Below are 22,296 nucleotides of genomic sequence, written 5' to 3'. Positions count from 1 at the left end.
GAGGCCGTCAGCGCCCGCACCCGACAACGCCTCGGACACCCACCCACCGGCACCAGCACCGGCACCGGCACCGGCGCCAGCAGTCAGGGTCAACCCTCGATCGCCGACGCGCTCCTGCGACCCGACGCCACCAGCTCAGACGCGCCCGCTCGGACCGGGGGCGACAGCCACCGCGATGACGAGGACGCTGATCGCAGCGGCAGCCCGGCCGAAACCAGCGAACAGTTCCGACCGTTCGTGCCGTTCTCCGGTACTACCTCCCGGCTGACCCTCGCCCTCGCCCCGAGCACCTCACCGAGCCCGATCCCGACCACATCGACCCCGTCCACCCCTGGCAGGACGACCTCGCCCTCACCACGGACGAGTCGGGGTGGCGGTTCGAAACCTACGAGGCCCCCGAGACCTGCCGCACCGGCATCGACGTCCCCGAACTCCTCGGCTTCGCACCCCTGGACCCCACCACCGCCCGACTTCACGCCACCAACCCACCCCGCTGGCTCACCATCACCACCGCCCTCGCCGACATCACCCAGCAAGCAGAACGCGAACGCGAGACCCAGCGGCATCCCACCATCGAGGACACCGACGTCATCGACGCCACCGACGGCATCGCCGACCCCACATCTGCTCCGCCGACGACTGCCGCAGCACCCGGCGAGGACACGGCGCGCTACTGGCCGCCCTCCTTCAACCCCGCACCCCACCTCGCCACACCCAACTACCGGCCCGGTGCCGAGCTCGACCGCCTCGTCCGCGCCCTGCACCCGACCTGCATCGCCCCGGCGTGCACCGTCGCCTCGACCGCTTGCGACAACGACCACGCCGTCGAATGGCCGTCTGGTCCTACAGACGCACCCAACCTGCGACCCCTCTGCCGCCACCACCACCGCTTGAAGACCCACCACGGCCACAGCTACCGCATCGCCCCCGACGGCTCCACCATCTGGACCACCCCCACCGGCCACACCTACCACCGACCCCCAGCAGGCGACACCCGCCTCATCGGAACACCACGACGCCGAGCCTCGCGACACGCGGGCTGAGGTGCTGGCGGGCTGACGTCGCGACTACCGTCCGAGGTGCCGCAGGAGCGCGTGCGGGTCGTCGGTCACAACGAGATCGACGTCGAGACGGACGAGCCGGTCCCAGTCGCTCGGCTCGTTCGCCGTGTACACGCCGACGGCCAGGCCGACCTCGCGAGCGGCGGAGACGACGGCCTCGGTGAGGTCATCGTGGGCGGTGACGATCGCGGCGAGACCGACCTCGGCCAGGGCTCCGAGCTCCTCCGGGGCGGGGGCGGCCGGCGTCAGCAGCCCGACGGGTACCGGCAGCTGCTGGCACGCCAGCTGCGCGACCTCCGGATCGAACGTCGTCACGAGGACGGCGCGGGCCGCGATCAGGCGCTGCCACGAGGGGGATGCGAGCGAGGCGGCGACCACCGTCACGACCGTCTGCGCGGCGTGCGCGACGGGTGACTTGATCTCGAGGTCGAGACCGAGCGGGGTCGGACCGTCGAGAGTCTCGACCAGCAGCGCGGCCAGGTCGTCCAGCAGGGCGAGCCGCTCGCCGTCGAACGTCGCGCCGAACCACGACCCGGCGTCGAGCGAGCCCAGCCGCTCCCACGGCACGGCCGAGGCGGGCGCGTCGGGGTCGAAGCCGCGGGCGACGGCGTCGGTCGTGCGCTCGAGGGTGTCGTCGTGCAGGAGGAAAGGCACCTGGTCGGCGGACAGCTGCAGATCGGTCTCGACGGCGTCCGCGCCGATCGCCTCACGGAACGACCCGAGCGTGTTCTCGGGGGAGTGGGCCGCGTTCCCTCGGTGTCCGACGACGGCAGGTCGCGCACCGTCGAGCCAGAAGGGGAGATCGTGCCGGGCGGGGGCGGTCTCGCTCATGGCCACCACGGTAGGGGCGCGAGCACGGCACCGCACGAGCGGACTCGCGGACGCCCCGGCACCAGCGCCACCTCTCCGGCACGACGCCCCCGCCCCACGACCTACCCTGGTGGCGTGTCAACGATGAGCGACCTGATCGCGTCCCACGGTTCACTCAGCGCCTCCGAGGTCGACTGGCTGCACCTGCTGGTGGGGGACTGGCAGGTCATCTCCGACCTCGCTTTCGCCGATCTCGTGCTGTGGCTCCCGGACGGCAAGGGCTCGTTCGTCGCCGTCGCGCACTGCCGCCCCTCGACCGGGAGCACGGTCCACTACGACGACGTCGTCGGCCGCCCGGCGCCCGAGGGCCAGGTCCCGTCGCTCGCCGCCGCGCTCGCCCGTCGCGAGATCCGCCGTTCCCGCGTGCCGCGCTGGACCGGCGCGTACGCCATCCGCGAGGAGGCCGTCCCCGTCGTCAAGGACGGCAAGGCGATCGCGGTCCTCGGCCGCGAGACCAACCTCGGCGAGGCCCGCACTCCCGGCCGCCTCGAGATCAACTACATCGAGGCCGCTGACGAGATGTGCGGCATGATCTCGCGCGGCGAGTACCCCTCCTCCAACACCGCGACCGGCCGCCTCCGCGGCGCGCCCCGCGTGGGTGACGGGCTCGTCCGGCTCAACTCCGAGGGTGAGGTCCTCTACGGCAGCCCGAACGCCATGTCGTGCTTCCACCGCCTCGGCGTCATCGGCGAGATCGTCGGCCGCGCCCTCGCCCAGCTCATCGCCGATCACGTCGACGAGGGTGAGACCGTCGACGAGGCGCTCCCGCTCGTCGCGATGGGCCGCGCCTCCTGGCGCACCGACATCGAGGCGCGCGGCGTCTGCCTCTCGCTGCGCTCGATCCCGCTGACCAACGACGGTGAGCGCACGGGCGCGGTGCTGCTGTGCCGCGACGTCTCCGAGCTGCGCCGTCGTGAGCAGGAGCTCATCACCAAGGACGCCACGATCCGCGAGATCCACCACCGGGTGAAGAACAACCTCCAGACGGTCGCCGCCCTGCTGCGGCTGCAGGCCCGCCGCACCGAGTCGGCCGACGCGCGCAACGCCCTCGACGAGGCGATGCGCCGGGTTGCCACCATCGCCACGGTGCACGAGGCGCTCTCGCAGACGATCGACGAGATCGTCGACTTCGACGCCGTCTTCGGTCGCACCCTGCGGCTCGCCGTGGACGTCGCCTCCTCCGAGGCGTCGGTCCGGATGGTGCGCGAGGGCAGCTTCGGCAAGCTCGCGGCCACGGAGGCGACCGCCCTCGCCGTCGTGCTGACGGAGCTGGTGAGCAACGCCGTCGAGCACGGTCTCGCGACGACGGATGGCACCGTCACGGTCGCCGCGGAGCGCGACGGCCGCGACCTGACCGTCACGGTCAGCGACGACGGCGTCGGGATCGACCCGGCCGCCAAGCCGTCGGGCACCGGGCTCGGCATGCAGATCGTGCGGACGATGGTGGCGGGAGAGCTGCGGGGGAGCATCGCCTGGCGTCCCGGCGACAAGGCCGGCACGTGCGTGACGGTGCGCGCCCGGCTCGGCTACGCCCCGCCGTCCGACGGCGAGCGCGAGCAGTTCTAACAGCGACGACCGACGACCGTCCCCGACGACCACCCGCTCCGAGAGACGACGAGACCCCCGCCCCGAGGGGGCGAGGGTCTCGTGAGGTCGGCGGGCTGCGTCAGCCGGCGCGACGGGCGCGCGCGGTGCGGCGCTTGAGCGCGCGGCGCTCGTCCTCCGACAGGCCGCCCCAGACGCCCGAGTCCTGACCGGTCTCGAGGGCCCACTTGAGGCACGCATCCACGACGTCGCAGCGCTGGCACACGGCCTTCGCCTCGTCGATCTGGGCAAGGGCCGGGCCGGTGTTCCCGATCGGGAAGAAGAGCTCCGGGTCCTCGGTGAGGCAGGCAGCCTCGTGACGCCAATCCATGCTGATATCTCCTCAGGGCGCGACTGTGCCCGATCATTCCGAGAGGGGGATCGAGCACCTGATCTGGCAGGTTCTGAGGTCAACTCTCACACGGGTGAAGACGGCACACAAGAGTTACGGGGAAGTTACCCGCTGGTGTACCTGCGTTGTACGTCACACTTTACTCGACGCTCGATCTGTGCTTGACCAGGACGTTCACAGGGCCGTGCGACCTACAGTGAGAACGTGACCCACGAGCAGCCCCGCGTCCCAGCGAACCCCGATCGACGTCCGGTCTCCCTGGTCGTGGCGACGGCGGTGCTCGCGCTTCAGGCGCTCGTGTTCCTCGCGCTCACGGTCGCCGTGCTGACCGACGCCCTGGAGGTCGGCGAGGCCGCCGCCGGACTCGCGATCGGCGTCTTCACGCTCGTCGTGGCCGCCGGCGCCACCCTGGTCGCGGTGGGGCTGTGGCGACGGCGTCGCTGGGCCCGCGGACCGGCCGTCGCGTGGTCGGTGCTCGTGGTGCTGGTGGGGGCCTCCCAGCTGTCCGTGAACGCGCTCGTCGCGATCGCCGTGGTGCTCGTCGGGCTGGTCGGCGCCGTCTCCGCCGCAGCGCCGTCGACCCGGGAGGCGCTCGCCGGCGTGAACGACCCGAACGGGCCCGACGCCGTCTGACCGGCTCTCACGCGGGCGGCGGCCGCGCGATCTGGACGGCGACGGCGTCGCGCGCCGTCACCAGGACGGCTCGCCCGGGTCCGCCGCGGGGGTCGACGGCGTCGCGGGCCCGGCTGAGGTGCGGCGGAAGTGCGCCGCCGAGGGCGATCACCGTCCGCGCCTGGGCCACCGCCGCCACGATCCCGCGGTAGATCGTCTGGGTCGCCGCAGGCCCGACAACGACCACCACCCGACACCGCGGCACGAGGTCCGCGAGGGCGTCCGCGGTCGCGGCGTCGAGCAGGTCGGCGTCGTCCACCAGCACGAGGCAGTCGGGCGGCACCGCGCGGGGGACGAGGTCCGAGCCGACACCGACCCGGAGCGGTTCGGCCGACGCCGGACCGACCGATCCGGAACGACGCTCCGCACGGGCCACGAGCTCCAGCACGGTCGACCGCCCCGAGCCGGGTGGCCCGGTGACGAGCCACGGACGCCCGGGTTCGAGCGCGGCGCGGACGGGTCTCGCGTCGTCGCCGCCGAGGCCGAGGAGGACCGAACCCGGACCGACGCGCGACGTGCCGTCGTCGCGGCCGGTCGCGGCGGCTGCGGCCTCGATCTCCGCCAGGGTCGTCGATGCCGGCAGCGCGGCCAGCACGAGCGCGGGCGCACGCACCGGCACCGGCGCCAGCTCGCTCGCGTTTCCGGCCCGTTCGGTCCCGCCCTCCACGACCACTTGCACGAGCCGTGCGGGCTGGTCGCCGAGCAGCACACCGCGGCCCGGCGGAGCTCCGCCGTCGACGAACGGTCGCGGAACTCCGAGCAGCCCGGCGGCCCCGAGGTCGCGCACCCGCAGCGCGAGGTGGGTGTCGGTCAGGGTGGCCCAGCGGTGGGGCGCCGTCGAGGCGAGCGCCACGGCGGGCACGTTCCCGGAGCGCAGCAGGCCGGTCAGCAGCTCGAGCCCCGTGCCGGGACCCCATGTGGCGTCCAGGACCTCGGTGACCTGCTCGACGTCGTCGACCACGAGCGCGGTCGCCGGGTCGAGCCCGCGGGCCAGCAGGACGAGGAGGCGGCGGAGCCGGCGCGGGTCGTCGACACCGACGGCGGTGCCCCCTCCCGCCGCGCCCCAGCCCGACCGCGAGACGACGTGGCACGGCCGACCGGACGCCGTCATCGAGCGGACGAGGGCCGCCAGCGCGGTCGAGCGCCCGGACCGGGGCTCACCGCTCACCAGCACGGCCCCTCCCTCCCACGCCCAAGTGGTGCGCCGCTGCCGCTCCGGGTCGTCCACGAGGACCGCCGCGCGACGGGCGCCGTCGCCGCCGACCTCACCCACCTCGGCGCCCTCCTCGCCCTGCAGTCCGGCCAGGACTGCGAGCTCGCGACGAGTCACGACCGCCGGCAGCTCCGGCAGGTAGGGCCGGTGCACGCGCAGGAGGTCGCCCCGTCGTGCGCGACGGACCCGTTGCGCGGCTCCGTCGACGACCTCGGCGAGCGCGCCGGCCGCACCCTCCGGCAGCCAACCCACCTGGATGCGGCGCGGTGGCGACCCGTCCGTCACCAGCGCGCCGCCGGGGCGGCCGGCAGGGCCGCGGCATCGGCCACGCCGATCACGTCGGTGGAGTCGCCCGCGTCCAGCACCCGCAGGCAGATCCGGAGATTGACGTTCGCGCGGAGCTGCGCGTTCACGACCCCGCTGGGACGCTGCGTCGCCAGCACGAGATGGATCCCGAGCGAGCGACCCAGCGTCGCGAGGCGGACCAGGTCGAGGAGCCGCTCGGGCGACTCCTCGACGAGGGCCCGCAGCTCGTCGACCACGACGACCAGTCGAGCCGGCGGCCGGTCGAGCTCGACCACGTCCCGCACCCCGGCCGCCGCCACGAGCGCCTCCCGCCGTCGCAGCTCCGCGCGGAGCGTCGTCAACGCTCGTGCACTGGCCGGACCGTCGAGATCGGTGAGCAGCCCGACGGTGTGGGGCAGCCCGGCCGCGACGGCGAACGTCGCCCCTCCCTTGTAGTCCACGAGCAGCAGGTGCAGACGGCTCGGGGGCTGGCGGAGCGCGAGGGCGAGCACCCAGGAGGAGAGCAGCTCGGACTTGCCCGAGCCGGTGGTACCCGCGACGAGGGCGTGCGGCCCGTCGGCGGCGAGGTCGATCGCGACCGTCCGGCCCTGTTCGTCGACGCTGACCGGCACCGCCAGCGAGTCGGGCTCCTCGCCCGCGGTCCAGGCCGCGGCGACCGTCTCGGAGGTCGGCCGACCGAGCAGCGAGGTCAGCTCGCAGGTCCGGGCCGTCGGCTCCAGCGCGGCCGTCACCGCGTCGCACCACCCGACGGCGACACCGCACCGGTCCACGGCCGAGATGACCGTCCAGGGGCCGGGCGGCAGCGAACAGGCGTTGTCGGAGGCCAGCACGGGGACGCCGCCGCGGCCGCCACGCCGGAGCTGCAGACGCAGCCAGGCGGCGGCGGCGAGGGCCCCGGGGCCGACGAGCGCGAGCCCGGCGTCGGGGACGGGGAGCGCCACGCCGTCGAGAGGCTGCGCGGCGGGGGACGAGCCGAGGGCGGTGCCGCCGTCCGGTGCCTGATCGTCGTCGGCGCCCCACCGGTCGTCCAACCGACCGAGTCCCGCCGCGCACACGGCGAGCGCCGCGGGATCGCGGGGTCTCGCGAGCGATCCGCCGGGGGACATGAGTGCCCCCACGTCGTCGCGATCCGCCCGCGGCCGACGCAGGCTCGCGCCGAGCCCGAGGAGCACCGAGAGGCCGATGCCGCCGAGCATCACCCAGCGCAGCACGGGGGAGGAGCCGCCCCGGAGAAGCAGAGCGATCATGGCGAGAGCGGGAAGGAGGGTGAGCACGGACAGCCAGCGGCGGCTCCGGGGCTGCCCGGTGCCAAAGCCCGAGCCGACCGCGCCGCCCAAGCCCGGGCCGCCCGAGCCGCTCGAGAAACCCGCTACCCCCAGGTGCGCCGGCCCTCCCCGCACCTCCAGGCGGCTGTCCCCGACGAGCACGACGTCCCCCACCCGCACCGACTGGCCGCGGCGACGACCGACGCGGACCCCCGCCCCCTCGGCCCGCCGGAGCGCGAGCAGCAGCGCGGTGGGTCCGCCGTCGCCCCGGCGCAGGGCCCGGGTCAGGCGCCGATCGCGACGGCGTCGCGCTCGCGGCGAGCTCGGCGCTCGGACGAGCCGGACCTGGGTCCGCGGCCCGACGGCCCGGAGGCGGAGCACGCCGTCGCGACGTTCCAGCACGAGGTGACGGCGCTCCAGCCTCGGGTCGGCGATCTCGAGGTCGACGCCGGACCGCCCGACGGTCACCCGCGCGGCGTCACCCAGCGGCACGGCCCAGCCCGCGTCGGGGCCGTGCACGACGGCGAGGTGCGCGGGGGCGCGCCAGCACTCGCGCCAGGTGTGCAGGAGATCGGAGGTGTCCACGGGCCCAGGGTGCGTCGGGCTGCCGACATCGGGGCTGGGTGCGCGACGGCGACGTGACCCGGCGGTCGCGGCCGGTGGCTGGGGACAGCCTGCGACCCCGCGCGCACCCGCCCCGCGCCGGCTCGAAGCCGCCGAGCCCGCTACAGCCCTGGCGTGATGAGCCCGGTCTCGTACGCGGTGACGACGATCTGCACGCGGTCGCGCGCGCCGAGCTTCGCGAGGATCCGGCCGACGTGCGTCTTCACGGTGGCCTCGGCGACGAACAGGTCCGAGGCGATCTCGGAGTTGGTCCGGCCTCGCGCGATCAGCACGAGCACCTCGCGCTCGCGCTCGGTGAGAGCGTCGAGAACGGCGGCCGGCGTGCGGTCGGCGACGGGCATCGACGTCGCCACGTGCTCGATCAGGCGCCGCGTGGAGGACGGCGCGATGACCGCGTCCCCGGCGTGCACCGTGCGGATCGCGGCGAGCATCTCGTCCGGCGGGGTGTCCTTCAGCAAGAACCCGCTCGCCCCCGCCTTGATGGCGGAGAAGACGTACTCGTCGAGGTCGAAGGTCGTGAGGATCACCACGCGCGGCACGGGCCGGTCGGCCGGGCGAGGCGCCGCGAGCACCTCCTGGGTGGCGGCGATGCCGTCGAGCCCGGGCATGCGGACGTCCATGAGCACGACGTCGACGTCGTAGGACGGCAGCAGACGCACGGCCTGGTTCCCGTCACCCGCCTCGAGCACCACCTCCATGTCCGGCTGCGAGCCGATGACCATGGCGAAGCCGGCGCGCACGAGCTGCTGGTCGTCGACGAGGGCGACCCGGATCTTCTCCATGGGGCGTGGACTCCTTCTCGGTGGTGCGGTTCTCGGTGGTGCGGGCTCGGGGGCGGATCCTGGTGCGGAGGAACGACGTCGCTACGGGTGCTCGCCCCCCGCGCGGGGCAGCGGGAACGCGGCGTTCACACGGTAGCCGCCGCCCGGGCGCGGCCCGGCCTGCAGCGTGCCGCCGAACAGCGCGAGTCGCTCGCGCATCCCGACGAGGCCGTGCCCGGCGCCGTCGCTCGACGTCGCGGCGCCGCGTCCGTCGTCGTCGACCTGCACCACCAGCCAGCCCGGGTGGAAGGCGAGGTCGACCCGGACGCGCACGCGCTGCACGGGGCCCGCGTGCTTCATCACGTTCGTCATCGCCTCCTGGCAGATCCGGTAGACCGCCAGCCCCATCCCCGCCGGGAGGTCCTGCGGCTCACCGCTGCGGACGAGCTCGATGCTCACGCCCGAGGCGCGCACCTGCTCCACCAGCGCGTCGACGCCGCCGGCGTCGGGCTGCGGGGCGGTGGGGTTGGCATCGCCCTCGCGCAGCACCCCGAGGATCCGGCGCATGTCCCGCAGCGCCGACCGCCCCGTGGTCGAGATGGTCTCCAGCACCTGGGCCGCGGCCTCGGGGTTCTGGGCGGCGATGTACCGGCCGCCGTCGGCCTGGGCGACGACGATCGACAGGGAGTGGGCGACGACGTCGTGCATCTCGCGGGCGATCCGTGCGCGCTCGGCGGCGACGGCGATGACCGACTGCTGGGTGCGCTCGGTCGCCATCCGCAGCACACGCTCGCGCTGCGCCGCGCGCCGCTGCCGCGTGCCGGTCCGCAGCAGCCCCAGCGCCCAGGCGACCACGGCCGGGGCCGACACCCCGACGAAGACGAAGACGGAGGACACGACCCACGAGCCGCTGACGCCGTTCGAGCTCGTCAGCAGTCCGGCCACCAGGGCGCTGCCGAGCAGCGCGGAGGCGAGGCTGACCCGACTCGCCCAGCGGGGGCGTGCACGGTCGTGGAGTAGACCGACCCGTAGATCAGCAGGTCCACCGGCAGCAGGGTGTCGCCGGCGGCGAAGTGCAGCAGCGCCAGGGCGTTGACGGCGACGGCGCTCCCGACGGGCCAACGACGGCGCACCGCCATCGCCACGGGCATCCCGAGGCTGGCCAGCACCACCGTGGCGTCGGCGATCCGGGAGCCCGAGGCGGACCCGAGCGCCACGCCCGACAGCCCGAGGACGAGCAGGGCGAGCGAGGCCAGGACGATGTCGAGGGTCTGACCGCGGCGCGCGAGCCAGGCGTCGACCGACTCCATCGTCGTCGGGGCCAGGGCGGCGGCGTTCTGGTGGTCGACGGGGGCGACCACCAGCGGCTGACCGCTCGACGGCGGCGCTGCGTGCTGGTCGCCTCCGGGCGGTGCTGTGCTCACCTCCCGAGCCTAGGCGCGGGGCCGACGGCGGGGCGTCCCACCGCGGTGGGACCTCAGGCGGGCTGGATCAGACCGGGGTCGTTGTTGCGGACCGAGCCGACCCGTGCGGAGACCTCGAACCACTCCAGCGCGGGCGGGGCGACGGCGAGCACGGCCAGCGCGTCCTCGGCGCGGGTGAGCGCGGGGTCGAGCCAGGATGCGACGCTCTCGTGCGGCAGCACGACGGGCTCGCGGTCGTGGATGGCCTCGAGACCGTCCCGGGCGGGCTGCGTGAGGATCGTCGTCGACAGCACCCAGCGGTCCGGATCGTCCTCGGCCTTCTCGGGGTCGCGCCACCACGAGTACAGGCCGGCGAACGCGAGCGAGCCCGGGTCGGCGGGGTGGATGAAGAACGGTGTCTTGACGGGCTTCCCGCCGTCGGGCGCCTCCTGCGTGCGCCACTCGAAGTAGCCGTCGGCGGGTACGACGCAGCGCCGCGCTCCCAGCGACTTCGCGAACGCCGGCTTGTCCGCCACCGTCTCGATCCGGGCGTTGAACATCGGGGCGCCGCGGCCGCGCAGGTCCTTCGACCAGGACGGCACGAGCGCCCAGCGCGCGACGTGCAGCTCGCGCGTCACGTGGTCGGGAGTCGACCCGTCGGAGCCGCCCGGCTTCGGCGCGCGGTCGAGCACGACGCGCACACCGTCCGTCGGAGCGACGTTCCACGAGGCCTCGTAGGCCGCCGCGGCCTCCTCGATCACCTCGACGTCGAACTCCTGGGCCAGATCCTGGGCCTCCTTGAAGGCCGCGTACCGTCCGCACATGGCACCAGCGTAGGGACGGGGTCCGACATCGCGGCTACTCGACGAGCTTGCCCGCCACGGCGTCGTCCGTCGTGCGCTCCGCGAGCTCGCGGAAGGAGTCGGGGGCCGGCGCGGCCGGCTCGAAGGTGACGCCCGCGCCCGGTGCCCACAGGAAGCTGCCGCGCAGCGCCTCGTCGGTCTCGGGGAAGTCGGAGCGGTTGTGGCAGCCGCGCGTCTCGCGCCGCTCGATCGCGCTCTCCAGCGTCGCGCGGGCCGCCAGCAGCGACCCCTTGAGGTCGAACGCGTGCGCGAGATCGTCGAACCCGGCGATGTCGGGGTGCGCCGCGACGTGCAGCTCGCGCTCCTCGAGCTCGCCGAGCTGCTCCAGGCCGCGCCGCAGCCCGTCCTCGGAGCGGACGACGCCGGCGTGCTCCGTCATGAGGTCCCGGATGGCGCGCTGCAGCCGACGCGGCGTCTCGCGCCCGGTGCCCTCGAGCAGGCTCGTCATCTCGGCGCGCGCCTCGCCGACGGCCTCCTGGCTGCGCACGACGGCGGAGCGCTGGGCCACGTAGTCGGCGGCGGCCGCGCCCGTGATGCGTCCGTAGACGAGCAGCTCGATGAGCGAGTTGCCGCCCAGCCGGTTCGCGCCGTGCAGCCCGGAGGAGGCCTCGCCGATGGCGTAGAGGCCCTCGACCCCGGTGCTGTGGTCCTCCGGGGCGACCCAGACGCCACCCATCGAGTAGTGCGCGGTGGGGGCGACCTCGATCGGCTGCTCCGTGATGTCGAGCATCTGGAGGTCGATCATCGTGCGGTACAGCCGCGGCAGGCGGTCGAGGATCTGCTCGCGCGGCAGGTGGGAGACGTCCAGCAGCACGCCGCCGCGCTTGGTGCCCCGCCCCTCCGCGATCTCGGTGTAGTTCGCCAGCGCCACGCGGTCGCGCGTGGACAGCTCCATGCGCTCCGGGTCGTAGCGCTCCATGAAGCGCTCGCCGTCGGCGTTGCGCAGCACGCCGCCCTCGCCGCGCGCGGCCTCGGAGACGAGCGTGCCCGCGGCGTCGTCGGGCTCGAGCAGGCCCGAGGGGTGGAACTGGACCAGCTCGGCGTCCCGCAGCCGGGCACCGGCCAGCGCGGCGAGCCGGAAGGAGTCGCCCGTGTTCTCGTCGCGGCGCGAGGAGGTGTAGCGCCAGATCCGGGTGTGCCCGCCGGCGGCGAGGATCACGGCGTCGGCGCGGATCTGCACCGGCGCGCCGTCCACGATGTCGAAGCCGTAGACGCCGAACACGGTGCCGTCGGCCACGAGGATGCGGGTGATGTAGATGGTGTCGATGACGCGCACCTGCAGCTCGGTCGCGCGGCGCACGAGCGTGCGCTGGATCTCCAGACCCGTGTAGTCGCCGGCGTAGGCGGTGCGGCGGTAGGTGTGGGCGCCGAAGAAACGCTGGCTGATCCGACCGTCGTCCTCGCGGGCGAACGGCATGCCCCACCGCTCGAGGTCGCCGATGCCCTCGGCGGCGCCGCGCGTGACGTGCTCGACGATCGCGGGGTCGGCCAGGAAGTACGACTCGCGCAGCGTGTCCGCGGCGTGCTGCTCCCAGGAGTCCTCGGGGTCCATGGTGCCGAGGGCGGCGTTGATGCCGCCGGCGGCGAGCGTCGTGTGGGCGTCGTGCTTGCGTCGCTTCCCGACGGCGAGCACCTCGACCCCGCGTTCCGCGAGCTCGATCGAGGCGCGGAGACCGGCGCCGCCGGTACCGATGACGAGGACGGAGGTGCTCAGGAGGCGCTCGTGCCGGGTCGATGAGGACATGTGTCGACGCTACGTCGGCCCTCTCCATGCGTCCAATGCATAGATGGTCTGGTGTCGATACGCTCTGGACATGACTCTCACGCTCGAGCAGCTGCGCGGTCTCGAGGCGGTGGCCCGCACCACGAACGTGACGCGGGCCGCCGCCGAGCTCTTCGTCTCCCAGCCCACGCTGAGCCGGCAGCTCGCCGCCCTCGAGGCGGAGCTCGGCGTGGAGCTGCTGCACCGGGGCCGCGGCGGCGCCCACCTGACGGACGCGGGCCGGGCGCTCCTCCCGATCGCGCGCCGGATGCTGGCCGACGCCGCGACCGCCGCCGAGGCGATGCGCGGCTTCTCCCAGGTCGAGCGCGGGCGGGTCGTGCTCGGGGCGCCGCCCACGCTCTGCGTCTCGGTCGTGGCCGAGGCGCTCGCCGACTTCCGACTGAGCCATCCCGGCGTCGAGCTCGTCGTGCACGAGGCCGGTTCGCGCCAGCTGCGCGACGTGCTCGCGGAGGGCGGGGTCGATCTGGCGCTCACGGTCACGCGCGAGCAGGCGGCGAGCGATCCCGCCGTCGACACGACGCCGCTGTTCACCGAGGAGCTCGTCGTGGCGTCCTCCGCGGCGGCCCCGGCGCCGCAGCTCGGGCCCGACGGCGACGTCGCCCCCGGGCGTCCCGACGACGCCGACGACGCCGACGGCCCCGACGACGGCATCACCCTCGCCGCGCTCGCGCGACTGCCCCAGGTGGTCTTCAACCGCGGCTACGACCTCCGCGTCGCGACCGAGGCGGCGTTCGTCGCCGCCGGGCTGACCCCCGTCGTCGCCGTCGAGGGGGCGGAGATGGACGCGGTGCTGCGGTTCGTCGAGCGCGGGGTGGGCGTGGCCGTCGTCCCCGCCACGATCCTCATCGGACGGCCGGGGCTGCGCGGCACGCGACTGAGTCGGCCGGCGCTCACCCGCACGGTCGTGCTGTCCCGGCGCGCGGGTCTTCGACCCTCGCCGGCGTCGGCCGCGCTCGAGCGGGCGCTGCTCGCCGTCGTCGACCGGATGGTCGAGGAGGACCACGGCGCGGGCGCGCTGATGCGCCGCGCGTGAGCCGAGCCGAGGCGGACCTCGGACGACCTCAGCGCCGGCGCGACCGCCAGGCCCGCCACGCCCCGGTCGACCACAGCGCCAGCAGCACCAGGCCGACCTGACCGGGTAGACGGGCCAACCGCTTCGCGTCGGTGTCCAGACCGAAGGCGTCCGTGCGCTCGAGGTACTGCGCGATGTTGCCCGGGAAGATCACCACGAAGAAGGCCGCGACGATCCACCCGACCTGGATCCGCCGTCGTCCGCGCGCGAGCAGGAGCGAGCCGCCGAGGGTCAGCTCGACGATCCCCGAGCCGATCACGACGAGGTCCTCGTCCAGCGGGAACCAGTCGGGCACCTGGGCCTGGAACTCCTCGCGCGCGAACGTGAGGTGCGAGATCCCGGCGAACAGCAGGATGGCGGCCAGCGCGATCCGACCGACCGTCCGGCCGGGCGACGCCGTGCCGGCGTCGTCGGACGCAACCTCCGGCTCGCGCCCGCCGCGCCCGCCGCCCTCCGCGTCCGCCCGGCTCACCGGGCTCACCCGGCGACCCCGAGCGTCACGGTCGTGCCCAGCGCGGCGTTCTCCTCGTCGGTGAACACGCGCGAGCGGATGAGGAACCGCACGCCCTCCGGCGCCTCGAGCGAGAACCCGGCGCCGCGGCCGGGGACGACGTCGATCGTCAGGTGCGTGTGCTTCCAGTACTCGAACTGGTTCCGGCTCATCCAGACCGGCACGGTGAAGGTCTCGCCGTCCCCCTCCACCTCGACGGCCAGGTCCCCGAGGTGGATGTCGGCGTCACCCGTGATGAAGTCCCCGTCGGGGTAGCACATGGGGGAGGAGCCGTCGCAGCAGCCCCCGGACTGGTGGAACATCAGCTCGCCGTGCTGCCCGCGCAGCTGCGCGAGCATGGCGGAGGCCGCCGAGGTGACGGCGACTCGTTCGACGGTGCTCATGGTGCGTCCCTTCATCGGTGACGGCGGGGTGGGTGACCGGGGGGAGGTGACGGCTCAGGTGCGCGCGGGCTTCGTCCTGCGCTCGACGACGAGGTCCTCGCTCATGTCCTCGAGCTCGCGGCCCTTGGTCTCGGGGACCTTGCGCAGGACGAAGAAGAACGACAGCAGGGCCATCGCGGCGTAGAAGCCGTAGGCGAGCGAGAGCGAGACGCTGGCCATCGCGGGGAACGACGTCGAGATCGCGAAGTTCGCGACCCACTGCGCGGCGGCCGCCACGGCCAGGGCGCCGGCGCGGATGGAGTTGGGGAAGATCTCGCCCAGCAGCACCCAGACCAGCGGACCCCACGTGGCACCGAACGCGACGACGAAGACGTTCGCCGCCACCAGAGCGATCGTCGACCACGGGGCCTCCAGCTGGGCGCTCGTGGTCCCGTCCGCACCCTCGACCAGCGTGGCGAAGGAGAACGCGAGCGCCATGATGCCGAGCGACAGCGTCATGCCGACGGACCCGACGAGCAGCATGAGGCGGCGGCCGACGCGGTCCACGAGGAGGATCGCGACGATCGTGACGACGATGTTGGTGACCGAGGTGATGACCGAGATCCGCAGCGCGTCGGACTCGTCGAACCCGACCGACTGCCACAGCGTCGTGGAGTAGTAGAAGATCACGTTGATGCCGACGAACTGCTGGAAGACCGAGAGCAGGATGCCGATCCAGACGATGGGCTTGAGGCCGAGTCGGGGCCCGCGCAGATCGCTGAGCGACTCCTTCTTCTCGGCGTTGATCGTCTTCTTGATCTCCTCGATCTTGAGGTTGACCTCGACGACGCCGGTGAAGTCGTGCAGGACCGCCGAGGCCTTGTCGTACTCGCCCCGCGCCACGAGGAATCGGGGCGACTCCGGCAGCCTCAGGGCGAAGAGCCCGTAGATGAGGGCCGGCACGGCCTCGGCCATGAACATCCAGCGCCACGCCTCGAGCCCGAACCAGAGCTCGTTCGCGGCACCGCCGGCCGCCCCGGCGAGGATCGCGTTCGACAGCAGCGACGTGAAGATGCCGAGCACGATGGCGAGCTGCTGCAGCGAGCCGAGGCGTCCGCGGACGTGCGCGGGGGAGACCTCGGCGATGTAGGCCGGGGCGATCACGGAGGCGGCGCCCACGCCGAGGCCGCCGATGACGCGCCAGGCGATGAGGTCCCAGACCCCGAACGCGAGGCCGGAGCCGATGGAGGAGGCGAGGAACAGGACGGCGGCCACGAGCATCACGGGGATGCGGCCGCGCTTGTTGGCCACCGGACCGGCGAACCAGGCGCCCACCGCGCACCCGATGAGCGCGGAGGAGACCGCGAAGCCCTGGAGGCCGGCCGAGAGGGAGAACTGGGAACCGATCGACTCGACGGCTCCGTTGATGACGGCGGTGTCGAAACCGAACAGGAACCCGCCGAGAGCGGCGCCGACCGAGATCCCGATGATGCGGCCGTTGAGCCTGCTCGGCGGGGCGGCGGGTGCGGAACTGGTCACGTCTTCTCCTCGGCTCGGTGCGGCGCTGTCGTCCGTCGCGCTGCGATCCATCCTGGACCCGAGGCCGCCGCGTGACCAGGACGGGGACCGGACCGGGCGGCGCCCGACGGCGGAGGGCGAGCTCCGCCGTCGGACACCGGTTCGTGGTGGGCCTAGAAGAAGCCGAGCTTCTGGGCCGAGTAGCTGACCAGGAGGTTCTTGGTCTGCTGGTAGTGGTCGAGCATCATCAGGTGGTTCTCGCGGCCGACGCCCGAGCCCTTGTAGCCGCCGAACGCCGCCGCCGCCGGGTACGCGTGGTAGTTGTTCGTCCACACGCGGCCGGCCTGGATGGCGCGGCCCGCCCGGTAGGCGATGGTCGCCTCGCGGGACCACACGCCGGCTCCGAGGCCGTAGAGCGTGTCGTTGGCGATCGAGATCGCGTCGTCGTAGCCCGAGAAGGACGTCACGGCGACGACCGGCCCGAAGATCTCCTCCTGGAAGATGCGCATCGAGTTGGTGCCCTCGAAGACCGTCGGGGTGACGTAGTACCCCTCGGCGAGGTCGCCCTCCAGCACGTTGCGCTCACCGCCGGTGAGGATCCTGGCGCCCTCCTGCTTGCCGATGTCCATGTAGCTGAGGATCTTCTCGAGCTGGTCGTTGCTGGCCTGCGCGCCGATCATCGTGTCGGTGTCCAGCGGGTTGCCCTGCTTCACGGCCCTCGTGCGATCGAGCGCGTCGGACAGGAAGCCGTCGTAGATGGAGCGGTCGATGAGCGCGCGGGAGGGGCAGGTGCAGACCTCGCCCTGGTTGAGCGCGAACATCGTGAAGCCCTCGAGGGCCTTGTCGTAGTAGTCGTCCTTCTCGCGCGCCACGTCCTCGAAGAAGATGTTCGGGCTCTTGCCGCCGAGCTCGAGCGTGACCGGGATGATGTTCTGAGCCGCGTACTGCATGATCAGCCGGCCCGTGGTGGTCTCGCCGGTGAACGCGATCTTGCGGATGCGCGGGCTCGAGGCCAGCGGCTTGCCCGCCTCGACGCCGAAGCCGTTGACGACGTTGAGCACGCCCGGCGGGATGATGTCGGCCAGCATCTCCATCAGGAAGAGGATCGAGGCAGGCGTCTGCTCGGCCGGCTTGAGCACGACGGCGTTGCCCGCCGCGAGCGCGGGCGCCAGCTTCCACACGGCCATCAGGATCGGGAAGTTCCAGGGGATGATCTGGCCGACCACGCCCAGCGGCTCGTGGAAGTGGTAGGCGACCGTGTCCTCGTCGATCTGGCTGATCGAGCCCTCCTGGGCCCGGATCGCGCCGGCGAAGTAGCGGAAGTGGTCGATCGCGAGCGGGATGTCGGCGTTGAGCGTCTCGCGGACGGGCTTGCCGTTCTCCCAGCTCTCGGCGACGGCGATCTCCTCGAGATGCTGCTCCATCCGGTCGGCGATCCTGTTGAGGATGATGGCGCGCTCGGTCGCGCTGGTCCGACCCCACGCGGGCGCGGCCTTGTGGGCGGCGTCGAGCGCGGCGTCGATGTCCGCGGCGTCGCCGCGGGCCACCTCGGTGAAGGTCTTGCCGTTCACGGGGCTGGGGTTCTCGAAGTAGCGACCGTTCACCGGGGCGACGAACTCGCCGCCGATCCAGTGGTCGTAGCGGGAGCGGTAGGTGACGAGGCTCCCCTCGGAGCCGGGGGGTGCGTAGATCGTCATGTCGAGCGCCTCCTTGCGCGTCGTGGCCGCATCGCCGTCGGTGCGACCCGTGCGCGTCAGGCTAGGCGGGGCGGGGTTGCACGGACGTTGCACCGGGGTGGATCGCGCGCAGCTCGCGCAGCCGGTCCCGCGCCCACCAGTCGTGCATCCCCGACTCCGACCCGAGCCAGCGCGCCAGCGCGCCCGGATCGTTCGACGTCACGACGGCGGCGCGCAGGTCGTCCTCGAGGCCGGCGCGCACGCGTTCGACGCCGGGGGCGTCCGAGCGGGGCAGCACGGGCCCCGGGTAGCTGGCCAGGGCGCGCGCCAGATCCCCGACGGCGAGGGCCGCCCTGACGGCGTCGACGTCGGTGTGCACGTCGTCGTGCAGGCGGTAGGGGCGGGAGTCGACGAGCAGCGGCCGCAGCGTGCGCCGCATCCGGGAGATCTCCGCGCGGACGGCGACGGTGGACAGCTCGCTGCCCGACAGGTGCACGGCCAGCTCCTCGGCGGTGAGACCGAGACGGTGCTCCGCGAGCAGCAGGAGGATCTCGGCGTGCCGGCCCGAGAGCGCGACGGGGGCTCCGTCCCGCGCCAGCCGGACGTGACCGCCGCCCCCGAGCACCTGCAGGACCGGGCGCGACGGCGGGGCGGCACCCGGGGTGCCGGCCCGCTCCGCGAGGATGGCCTCGACCGCGGCGACGGTGGCGCGCACGAGCGAGCGAGCCATGCCCGAGGCGACGGGAGCGCCGCCGGTGATGTCCAGGACTCCGAGCACGCTGCCGTCCGCGGCGCGGACCGGGGCCGCCGCGCAGTTGAGCGCGTGCACCGGCCGGGACCAGTGCTCAGCGCCGAGCACCTGGACGGCGCGACCCGTGGCCAGCGCGGTGCCGGGCGCGTTCGTGCCCGCGACGTCCTCGCGCCACAGCGCGCCCTCGACGAAGCCGACGCGCTCGACCCTCCGGCGGACCTGCCGGTCGCCGTCGATCCACAGCAGGCGGCCCTCGGCGTCCGTGAGGGCGGCGATCCAGCCGGCGTCGGGCTCCAGCAGCAGGCTGCGCACGACGGGGACGGCCGCGGCGAGCGGGTGGTGGGCGAGCAGGGCGCTGAGGTCGACGGCGGAGATGTCCACCGGGGGAGCGGGGTGCTCGGGGTCCACCCCGATACGGGCGCTGCGACGCCAGGAGTCCGCGACGACGTCGCGCACCCCGGGCGCGAGCCGGCCCCGCGCGAGGAACTCCTCGTGGGCGTGCCGCATCGCGACCGGTGTCGTCATCGTCTCCTCACCTCGACCTCGTCGTCGGACGGTGTGGCGCGATCCTACGTGACGTGGGTCACAGGCGTGGTCGTCGGGTGAGCGGAGCGCCGAGGCAGGGGAGGATCGGTCGATGACCTCTCCGCGACCGATCGATCTCACCGCGTGGCCCCGTCGTCAGCACTTCGAGCACTACCGCTCCGTCGTGGCGTGCACCTACGCCATGACGGTGGAGGTGGACGTGACCGCATTCGCCGCGGCGCTGCGGAGGTCGTCACGGAAGAGCTACCTCGCCCAGGTCTGGGCGCTCGCCACGGTGGTGAATCGTCACGACGAGCTGCGGATGTGCCTGACCGAGGACGGTGCGCCCGCCGTCTGGCCGGTGAGCCACCCGATGTTCACCGTGTTCAACCCCGAGCGCGAGACCTTCGCGAGCGTCTGGGCGCCCTACGATCCCGACTTCGCCACGTTCCACGCGGGGGCCGCCGAGCTGCTCGAGACCCATCGCGCCGCGACGGAGCTCTTTCCGCAGGGCCGCCCGCCCGCGAACACGTTCGACGTCTCGAGCCTGCCGTGGACGTCGTTCACCGGGTTCACCCTCAACGTGGCCGCGGGCTGGGACCACCTGGCGCCGATCCTCACGCTCGGTCGTTACGTCGAACGTGAGGATCGGACGCTGATGCCGCTGGCCGTGCAGGTGCACCACGCCGCGGCGGACGGGTTCCACACCGCGCGGTTGGTTCGCGAGTTCCAGGACCTGGTCGCGGACCCGGCCTGGGTCCGCTGATCAGAGGATGTAGAGCATCTCCTGGTAGCTCGGGAGCGGCCAGAGGTCGTCGGCCACGAGCGCCTCGAGCGCGTCGGCCGCCTCGCGGACCGCGAGCGTCGCCGGGATCAGCACGTCCTTGGCGTAGGTGGCCTCCTCCAGCGGGGTGTGCCCGCCGTGCTCGCCGATGGCCGCCTCGAGCGCCTCGACCGCGGTGATGAGCGGGCGGATGGAGCCCGTGAGGCCACCGATGATGTCGCTGTCGTACTCGACCCCGACCGACTTGAGGTTGACCGCGAGTCCCGCGAGCTCGCCCTGGTAGCGCAGCGCTGCGGGCAGCAGCCGGGTCCGGGCGAGCTCGACCGTCTCCTTCGCCTCGACCGCGATCGAGAGGATGTACTGCTCGAGGTAGACCTCGTAGCGCGAGTTGAGCTCGCGCGGGCTGAGCACCTTGAACCGGTCGAACACGTCGATCACGGACGGCTCGGTGAACTGCTGGAGCGCCTCGACGGTCGTGCGCAGGTTCGGCAGACCGCGCTGGGCCGCCTCCTCCTGCCACTTCTCGGAGTAGCCGTCGCCGTTGAAGACGGCGGCGCCGTGGTCGTTGACGATCTGCTGCAGCACGTTCTGGACCGCGTCGTTGAACTCGACCCCGGCGGCCAGGTCGGCGTCCAGGGTGTCGGCGATGTAGGCGAGCGAGTCGGCCAGGATCGTGTTGATCGCGACCATCGGGCCCGAGATCGACTGGCCCGAGCCGGGGGCGCGGAACTCGAACCGGTTGCCGGTGAAGGCGAACGGGCTGGTGCGGTTGCGGTCGCCAGGGTCGGCCTGGAACGGCGGGAGCGTGTCGACGCCGACGTGCAGGATGCCCGCGGCCTTCGAGCCCGTGGCCCCGCCCTTGGCGATCTGGTCGAAGACGTCGGCGAGCTGGTCGCCGAGGAAGATCGAGATGATCGCCGGCGGTGCCTCGTTGGCGCCGAGGCGGTGGTCGTTGGAGGCCGAGGCGACGACGGCCCGCAGCAGCCCGCCGTACAGGTGGACCGCGCGGATGATCGAGGCGCAGAAGACCAGGAACTGGGCGTTGTCGTGCGGGGTGGCGCCGGGGTTCAGCAGGTTGCCCTGGTTGGCGTTGCCGATGGAGAAGTTCACGTGCTTGCCCGAGCCGTTGACGCCGGCGAACGGCTTCTCGTGCAGCAGGCAGGTCATCCCGTAGCGCTCGGCGACCTTCTGCAGCGTCGTCATCATCAGCTGCTGGTGGTCGTGCGCGAGGTTGGCCTTCTCGAACAGCGGCGCGATCTCGAACTGTCCGGGGGCGACCTCGTTGTGACGGGTCTTGGCGATGATGCCCTGCTTGAACAGCTCGCGGTCCACCTCGATCATGAACGCGAGCACCCGCTCGGGGATGGCGCCGAAGTAGTGGTCGTCGAACTCCTGGCCCTTGGAGGGCTTCGCACCGAACAGCGTGCGGCCGCTGGCCATCAGGTCCGGGCGGGAGTAGAAGAAGTGGCGGTCGACCAGGAAGTACTCCTGCTCGGCACCCGCGTAGGAGACGACCGTGTCGATGTCGTCGTGGCCGAAGTGCCGCAGCACGCGCTCGGCCTGCTTGCTCATCGCCTGCTGCGAGCGCAGCAGCGGCGTCTTCTTGTCGAGCGCCTCACCGGTCCAGGAGATGAAGACGGTGGGGATGCAGAGCGTGTTCCCGTTGGGGTTCTCGAGGATGTACGCCGGGCTCGTGACGTCCCAGCCGGTGTAGCCGCGCGCCTCGAACGTGCTGCGGATACCGCCGTTGGGGAAGGAGGAGCCGTCGGGCTCACCCTGCGCGAGGGTCTTGCCGGAGAACAGGGCGATCGAGGCGCCGTCGCCGTCGGGCTCGAGGAAGGAGTCGTGCTTCTCGGCCGTGAGGCCGGTGAGCGGGTAGAAGACGTGCGCGTAGTGCGAGGCGCCGTTGTCGATGGCCCAGTCGCGCATCGCGGAGGCGACGGCGTCGGCCACGCCCTCGTCCAGCGGCGCACCGCGGTCGATCGTGTCCATCACGGACCGGTACACCGACTTCGGCAGGCGGCTCTCCATGGCCGAGGGGCCGAACACGTTGCGGCCGAACAGGTCGCCCAGCGGCTCGCTGAACTCCGTCTCCGGGGCGACGTAGGAGGTGACGGCGTCGATCGCCTGCTGACGTGAGGAACTTCCGGTCATGTGCGTGCTCCCTGATGGCGTCCCGAGGACGGCGGCACGGACGGGCGCGCTCACACCGAGCGGCGGGCCGTGGTTTGGTGAGCCTCAGGCTAGGGACGCCGGATGACGGTCTCGTTACCTGGCGGTGTCGGGGGGCGTCGTCCCACCGCGACGGGGTGAGACGTTGCTCACGGCGCGCGGGTCGCA

Annotated in this window: 20 protein-coding genes; 5 read left to right on the top strand and 15 right to left on the bottom strand. The window is 73.1% G+C overall.

Annotated features, from left to right (window positions below):
* The first annotated feature begins 890 nt into the window (after nt 1-890).
* Nucleotides 891-1,043 (top strand): hypothetical protein, encoded by a 153-nt coding sequence (locus C8046_RS18345; RefSeq protein WP_158277139.1) that lies wholly within the window; start codon nt 891-893, stop codon nt 1,041-1,043.
* A gap of 24 nt (nt 1,044-1,067) precedes the next feature.
* On the opposite strand, the gene C8046_RS05950 is transcribed toward C8046_RS18345, so the two are convergent.
* Entirely contained in the window at nt 1,068-1,892 is an 825-nt protein-coding gene (locus C8046_RS05950; RefSeq protein ID WP_109228655.1) for a glycerophosphodiester phosphodiesterase, read from the bottom strand.
* Between the two features lie 123 nt (nt 1,893-2,015).
* Here C8046_RS05950 and C8046_RS05945 point away from each other — a divergent pair, with 123 nt between their 5' ends.
* Nucleotides 2,016-3,497 (top strand): sensor histidine kinase, encoded by a 1,482-nt coding sequence (locus C8046_RS05945; RefSeq protein WP_109228654.1) that lies wholly within the window; start codon nt 2,016-2,018, stop codon nt 3,495-3,497.
* Between the two features lie 100 nt (nt 3,498-3,597).
* Here C8046_RS05945 and C8046_RS05940 read toward each other — a convergent pair whose 3' ends face one another.
* Complete coding sequence (locus C8046_RS05940; protein ID WP_109228653.1) at nt 3,598-3,846, bottom strand: WhiB family transcriptional regulator; 249 nt, start codon at nt 3,844-3,846, stop codon at nt 3,598-3,600.
* Between the two features lie 225 nt (nt 3,847-4,071).
* Between C8046_RS05940 and C8046_RS05935 the strand changes: the two genes are divergently transcribed.
* Entirely contained in the window at nt 4,072-4,500 is a 429-nt protein-coding gene (locus C8046_RS05935) for a hypothetical protein (RefSeq protein WP_109228652.1), read from the top strand.
* Between the two features lie 7 nt (nt 4,501-4,507).
* Here the strand turns inward: C8046_RS05935 and C8046_RS05930 are convergent, their stop codons facing one another.
* The 7 genes from C8046_RS05930 to C8046_RS05900 all read right to left on the bottom strand — a co-directional run bounded on the left by C8046_RS05930 (nt 4,508) and on the right by C8046_RS05900 (nt 12,718).
* Nucleotides 4,508-6,004, bottom strand: coding sequence for a hypothetical protein (locus C8046_RS05930; RefSeq protein ID WP_109228651.1), 1,497 nt, complete (start codon nt 6,002-6,004; stop codon nt 4,508-4,510).
* Between the two features lie 29 nt (nt 6,005-6,033).
* The gene (locus C8046_RS18620; protein WP_199224402.1) at nt 6,034-7,908 is read right to left on the bottom strand and encodes an FHA domain-containing protein; all 1,875 of its coding nucleotides are present in this window, start codon (nt 7,906-7,908) and stop codon (nt 6,034-6,036) included.
* Nucleotides 7,909-8,048: 140 nt separating this feature from the next.
* The gene (locus tag C8046_RS05920; protein ID WP_109228650.1) at nt 8,049-8,729 is read right to left on the bottom strand and encodes a response regulator; all 681 of its coding nucleotides are present in this window, start codon (nt 8,727-8,729) and stop codon (nt 8,049-8,051) included.
* Between the two features lie 81 nt (nt 8,730-8,810).
* Nucleotides 8,811-9,653, bottom strand: coding sequence for a sensor histidine kinase (locus C8046_RS05915; RefSeq protein ID WP_109228649.1), 843 nt, complete (start codon nt 9,651-9,653; stop codon nt 8,811-8,813).
* Nucleotides 9,638-10,132, bottom strand: coding sequence for a DUF7134 domain-containing protein (locus C8046_RS05910; protein ID WP_146197072.1), 495 nt, complete (start codon nt 10,130-10,132; stop codon nt 9,638-9,640). The genes C8046_RS05915 and C8046_RS05910 overlap by 16 nt, the downstream gene beginning before the upstream one ends.
* Before the next feature lie 53 nt (nt 10,133-10,185).
* The gene (locus C8046_RS05905) at nt 10,186-10,935 is read right to left on the bottom strand and encodes an SOS response-associated peptidase (protein WP_109228647.1); all 750 of its coding nucleotides are present in this window, start codon (nt 10,933-10,935) and stop codon (nt 10,186-10,188) included.
* A 34-nt stretch (nt 10,936-10,969) separates the two neighbouring features.
* Nucleotides 10,970-12,718 (bottom strand): L-aspartate oxidase, encoded by a 1,749-nt coding sequence (locus tag C8046_RS05900; RefSeq protein WP_109228646.1) that lies wholly within the window; start codon nt 12,716-12,718, stop codon nt 10,970-10,972.
* Nucleotides 12,719-12,788: 70 nt separating this feature from the next.
* On the opposite strand from C8046_RS05900, the gene C8046_RS05895 reads away from it, so the two are divergent.
* Nucleotides 12,789-13,790, top strand: a complete 1,002-nt coding sequence (locus C8046_RS05895; RefSeq protein ID WP_109228645.1) for a LysR family transcriptional regulator — start codon at nt 12,789-12,791, stop codon at nt 13,788-13,790.
* A gap of 28 nt (nt 13,791-13,818) precedes the next feature.
* On the opposite strand, the gene C8046_RS05890 is transcribed toward C8046_RS05895, so the two are convergent.
* The 5 genes from C8046_RS05890 to C8046_RS05870 all read right to left on the bottom strand — a co-directional run bounded on the left by C8046_RS05890 (nt 13,819) and on the right by C8046_RS05870 (nt 19,172).
* Nucleotides 13,819-14,301, bottom strand: a complete 483-nt coding sequence (locus C8046_RS05890; RefSeq protein WP_419183551.1) for a MauE/DoxX family redox-associated membrane protein — start codon at nt 14,299-14,301, stop codon at nt 13,819-13,821.
* Nucleotides 14,302-14,306: 5 nt separating this feature from the next.
* Nucleotides 14,307-14,723 carry a DUF779 domain-containing protein gene (locus tag C8046_RS05885; RefSeq protein WP_109230779.1) on the bottom strand — a complete coding sequence of 139 codons (417 nt, stop codon included), beginning with the start codon at nt 14,721-14,723 and terminating at the stop codon, nt 14,307-14,309.
* Between the two features lie 54 nt (nt 14,724-14,777).
* Nucleotides 14,778-16,292, bottom strand: coding sequence for a sugar porter family MFS transporter (locus C8046_RS05880; protein ID WP_109228644.1), 1,515 nt, complete (start codon nt 16,290-16,292; stop codon nt 14,778-14,780).
* Between the two features lie 101 nt (nt 16,293-16,393).
* The gene (locus tag C8046_RS05875) at nt 16,394-17,917 is read right to left on the bottom strand and encodes an aldehyde dehydrogenase family protein (RefSeq protein WP_109228643.1); all 1,524 of its coding nucleotides are present in this window, start codon (nt 17,915-17,917) and stop codon (nt 16,394-16,396) included.
* 61 nt (nt 17,918-17,978) lie between these two features.
* On the bottom strand, nt 17,979-19,172 hold the full coding sequence (locus C8046_RS05870; RefSeq protein ID WP_109228642.1) for a GAF domain-containing protein: 1,194 nt from the start codon (nt 19,170-19,172) through the stop codon (nt 17,979-17,981).
* Nucleotides 19,173-19,284: 112 nt separating this feature from the next.
* Between C8046_RS05870 and catA the strand changes: the two genes are divergently transcribed.
* Nucleotides 19,285-19,938: a type A chloramphenicol O-acetyltransferase gene (catA, locus tag C8046_RS05865; RefSeq protein ID WP_109228641.1), complete on the top strand. Its 654-nt coding sequence runs from the start codon at nt 19,285-19,287 to the stop codon at nt 19,936-19,938.
* Here the strand turns inward: catA and C8046_RS05860 are convergent, their stop codons facing one another.
* Nucleotides 19,939-22,110, bottom strand: coding sequence for a glutamine synthetase III (locus C8046_RS05860; protein ID WP_109228640.1), 2,172 nt, complete (start codon nt 22,108-22,110; stop codon nt 19,939-19,941).
* Nucleotides 22,111-22,296: the final 186 nt, after the last annotated feature.

It is taken from the genome of Serinibacter arcticus (assembly GCF_003121705.1).
Taxonomy (GTDB): Bacteria; Actinomycetota; Actinomycetes; order Actinomycetales; family Beutenbergiaceae; genus Litorihabitans.
Note: the sequence above shows the minus strand (reverse complement) of the source record. Positions and strands in the feature narration are given on the sequence as shown.

What these genes read in the sequence shown, in the direction of transcription:
- C8046_RS05950 (WP_109228655.1), bottom strand. Translation starts at nt 1,892, where the DNA reads ATGAGCGAGACCGCCCCCGCCCGGCACGATCTCCCCTTCTGGCTCGAC.
- C8046_RS05945 (WP_109228654.1), top strand. Translation starts at nt 2,016, where the DNA reads ATGAGCGACCTGATCGCGTCCCACGGTTCACTCAGCGCCTCCGAGGTC.
- C8046_RS05940 (WP_109228653.1), bottom strand. Translation starts at nt 3,846, where the DNA reads ATGGATTGGCGTCACGAGGCTGCCTGCCTCACCGAGGACCCGGAGCTC.
- C8046_RS05920 (WP_109228650.1), bottom strand. Translation starts at nt 8,729, where the DNA reads ATGGAGAAGATCCGGGTCGCCCTCGTCGACGACCAGCAGCTCGTGCGC.
- C8046_RS05905 (WP_109228647.1), bottom strand. Translation starts at nt 10,935, where the DNA reads ATGTGCGGACGGTACGCGGCCTTCAAGGAGGCCCAGGATCTGGCCCAG.
- C8046_RS05900 (WP_109228646.1), bottom strand. Translation starts at nt 12,718, where the DNA reads ATGTCCTCATCGACCCGGCACGAGCGCCTCCTGAGCACCTCCGTCCTC.
- C8046_RS05895 (WP_109228645.1), top strand. Translation starts at nt 12,789, where the DNA reads ATGACTCTCACGCTCGAGCAGCTGCGCGGTCTCGAGGCGGTGGCCCGC.
- C8046_RS05885 (WP_109230779.1), bottom strand. Translation starts at nt 14,723, where the DNA reads ATGAGCACCGTCGAACGAGTCGCCGTCACCTCGGCGGCCTCCGCCATG.
- C8046_RS05880 (WP_109228644.1), bottom strand. Translation starts at nt 16,292, where the DNA reads ATGGATCGCAGCGCGACGGACGACAGCGCCGCACCGAGCCGAGGAGAA.
- C8046_RS05875 (WP_109228643.1), bottom strand. Translation starts at nt 17,917, where the DNA reads ATGACGATCTACGCACCCCCCGGCTCCGAGGGGAGCCTCGTCACCTAC.
- C8046_RS05870 (WP_109228642.1), bottom strand. Translation starts at nt 19,172, where the DNA reads ATGACGACACCGGTCGCGATGCGGCACGCCCACGAGGAGTTCCTCGCG.
- catA (WP_109228641.1), top strand. Translation starts at nt 19,285, where the DNA reads ATGACCTCTCCGCGACCGATCGATCTCACCGCGTGGCCCCGTCGTCAG.
- C8046_RS05860 (WP_109228640.1), bottom strand. Translation starts at nt 22,110, where the DNA reads ATGACCGGAAGTTCCTCACGTCAGCAGGCGATCGACGCCGTCACCTCC.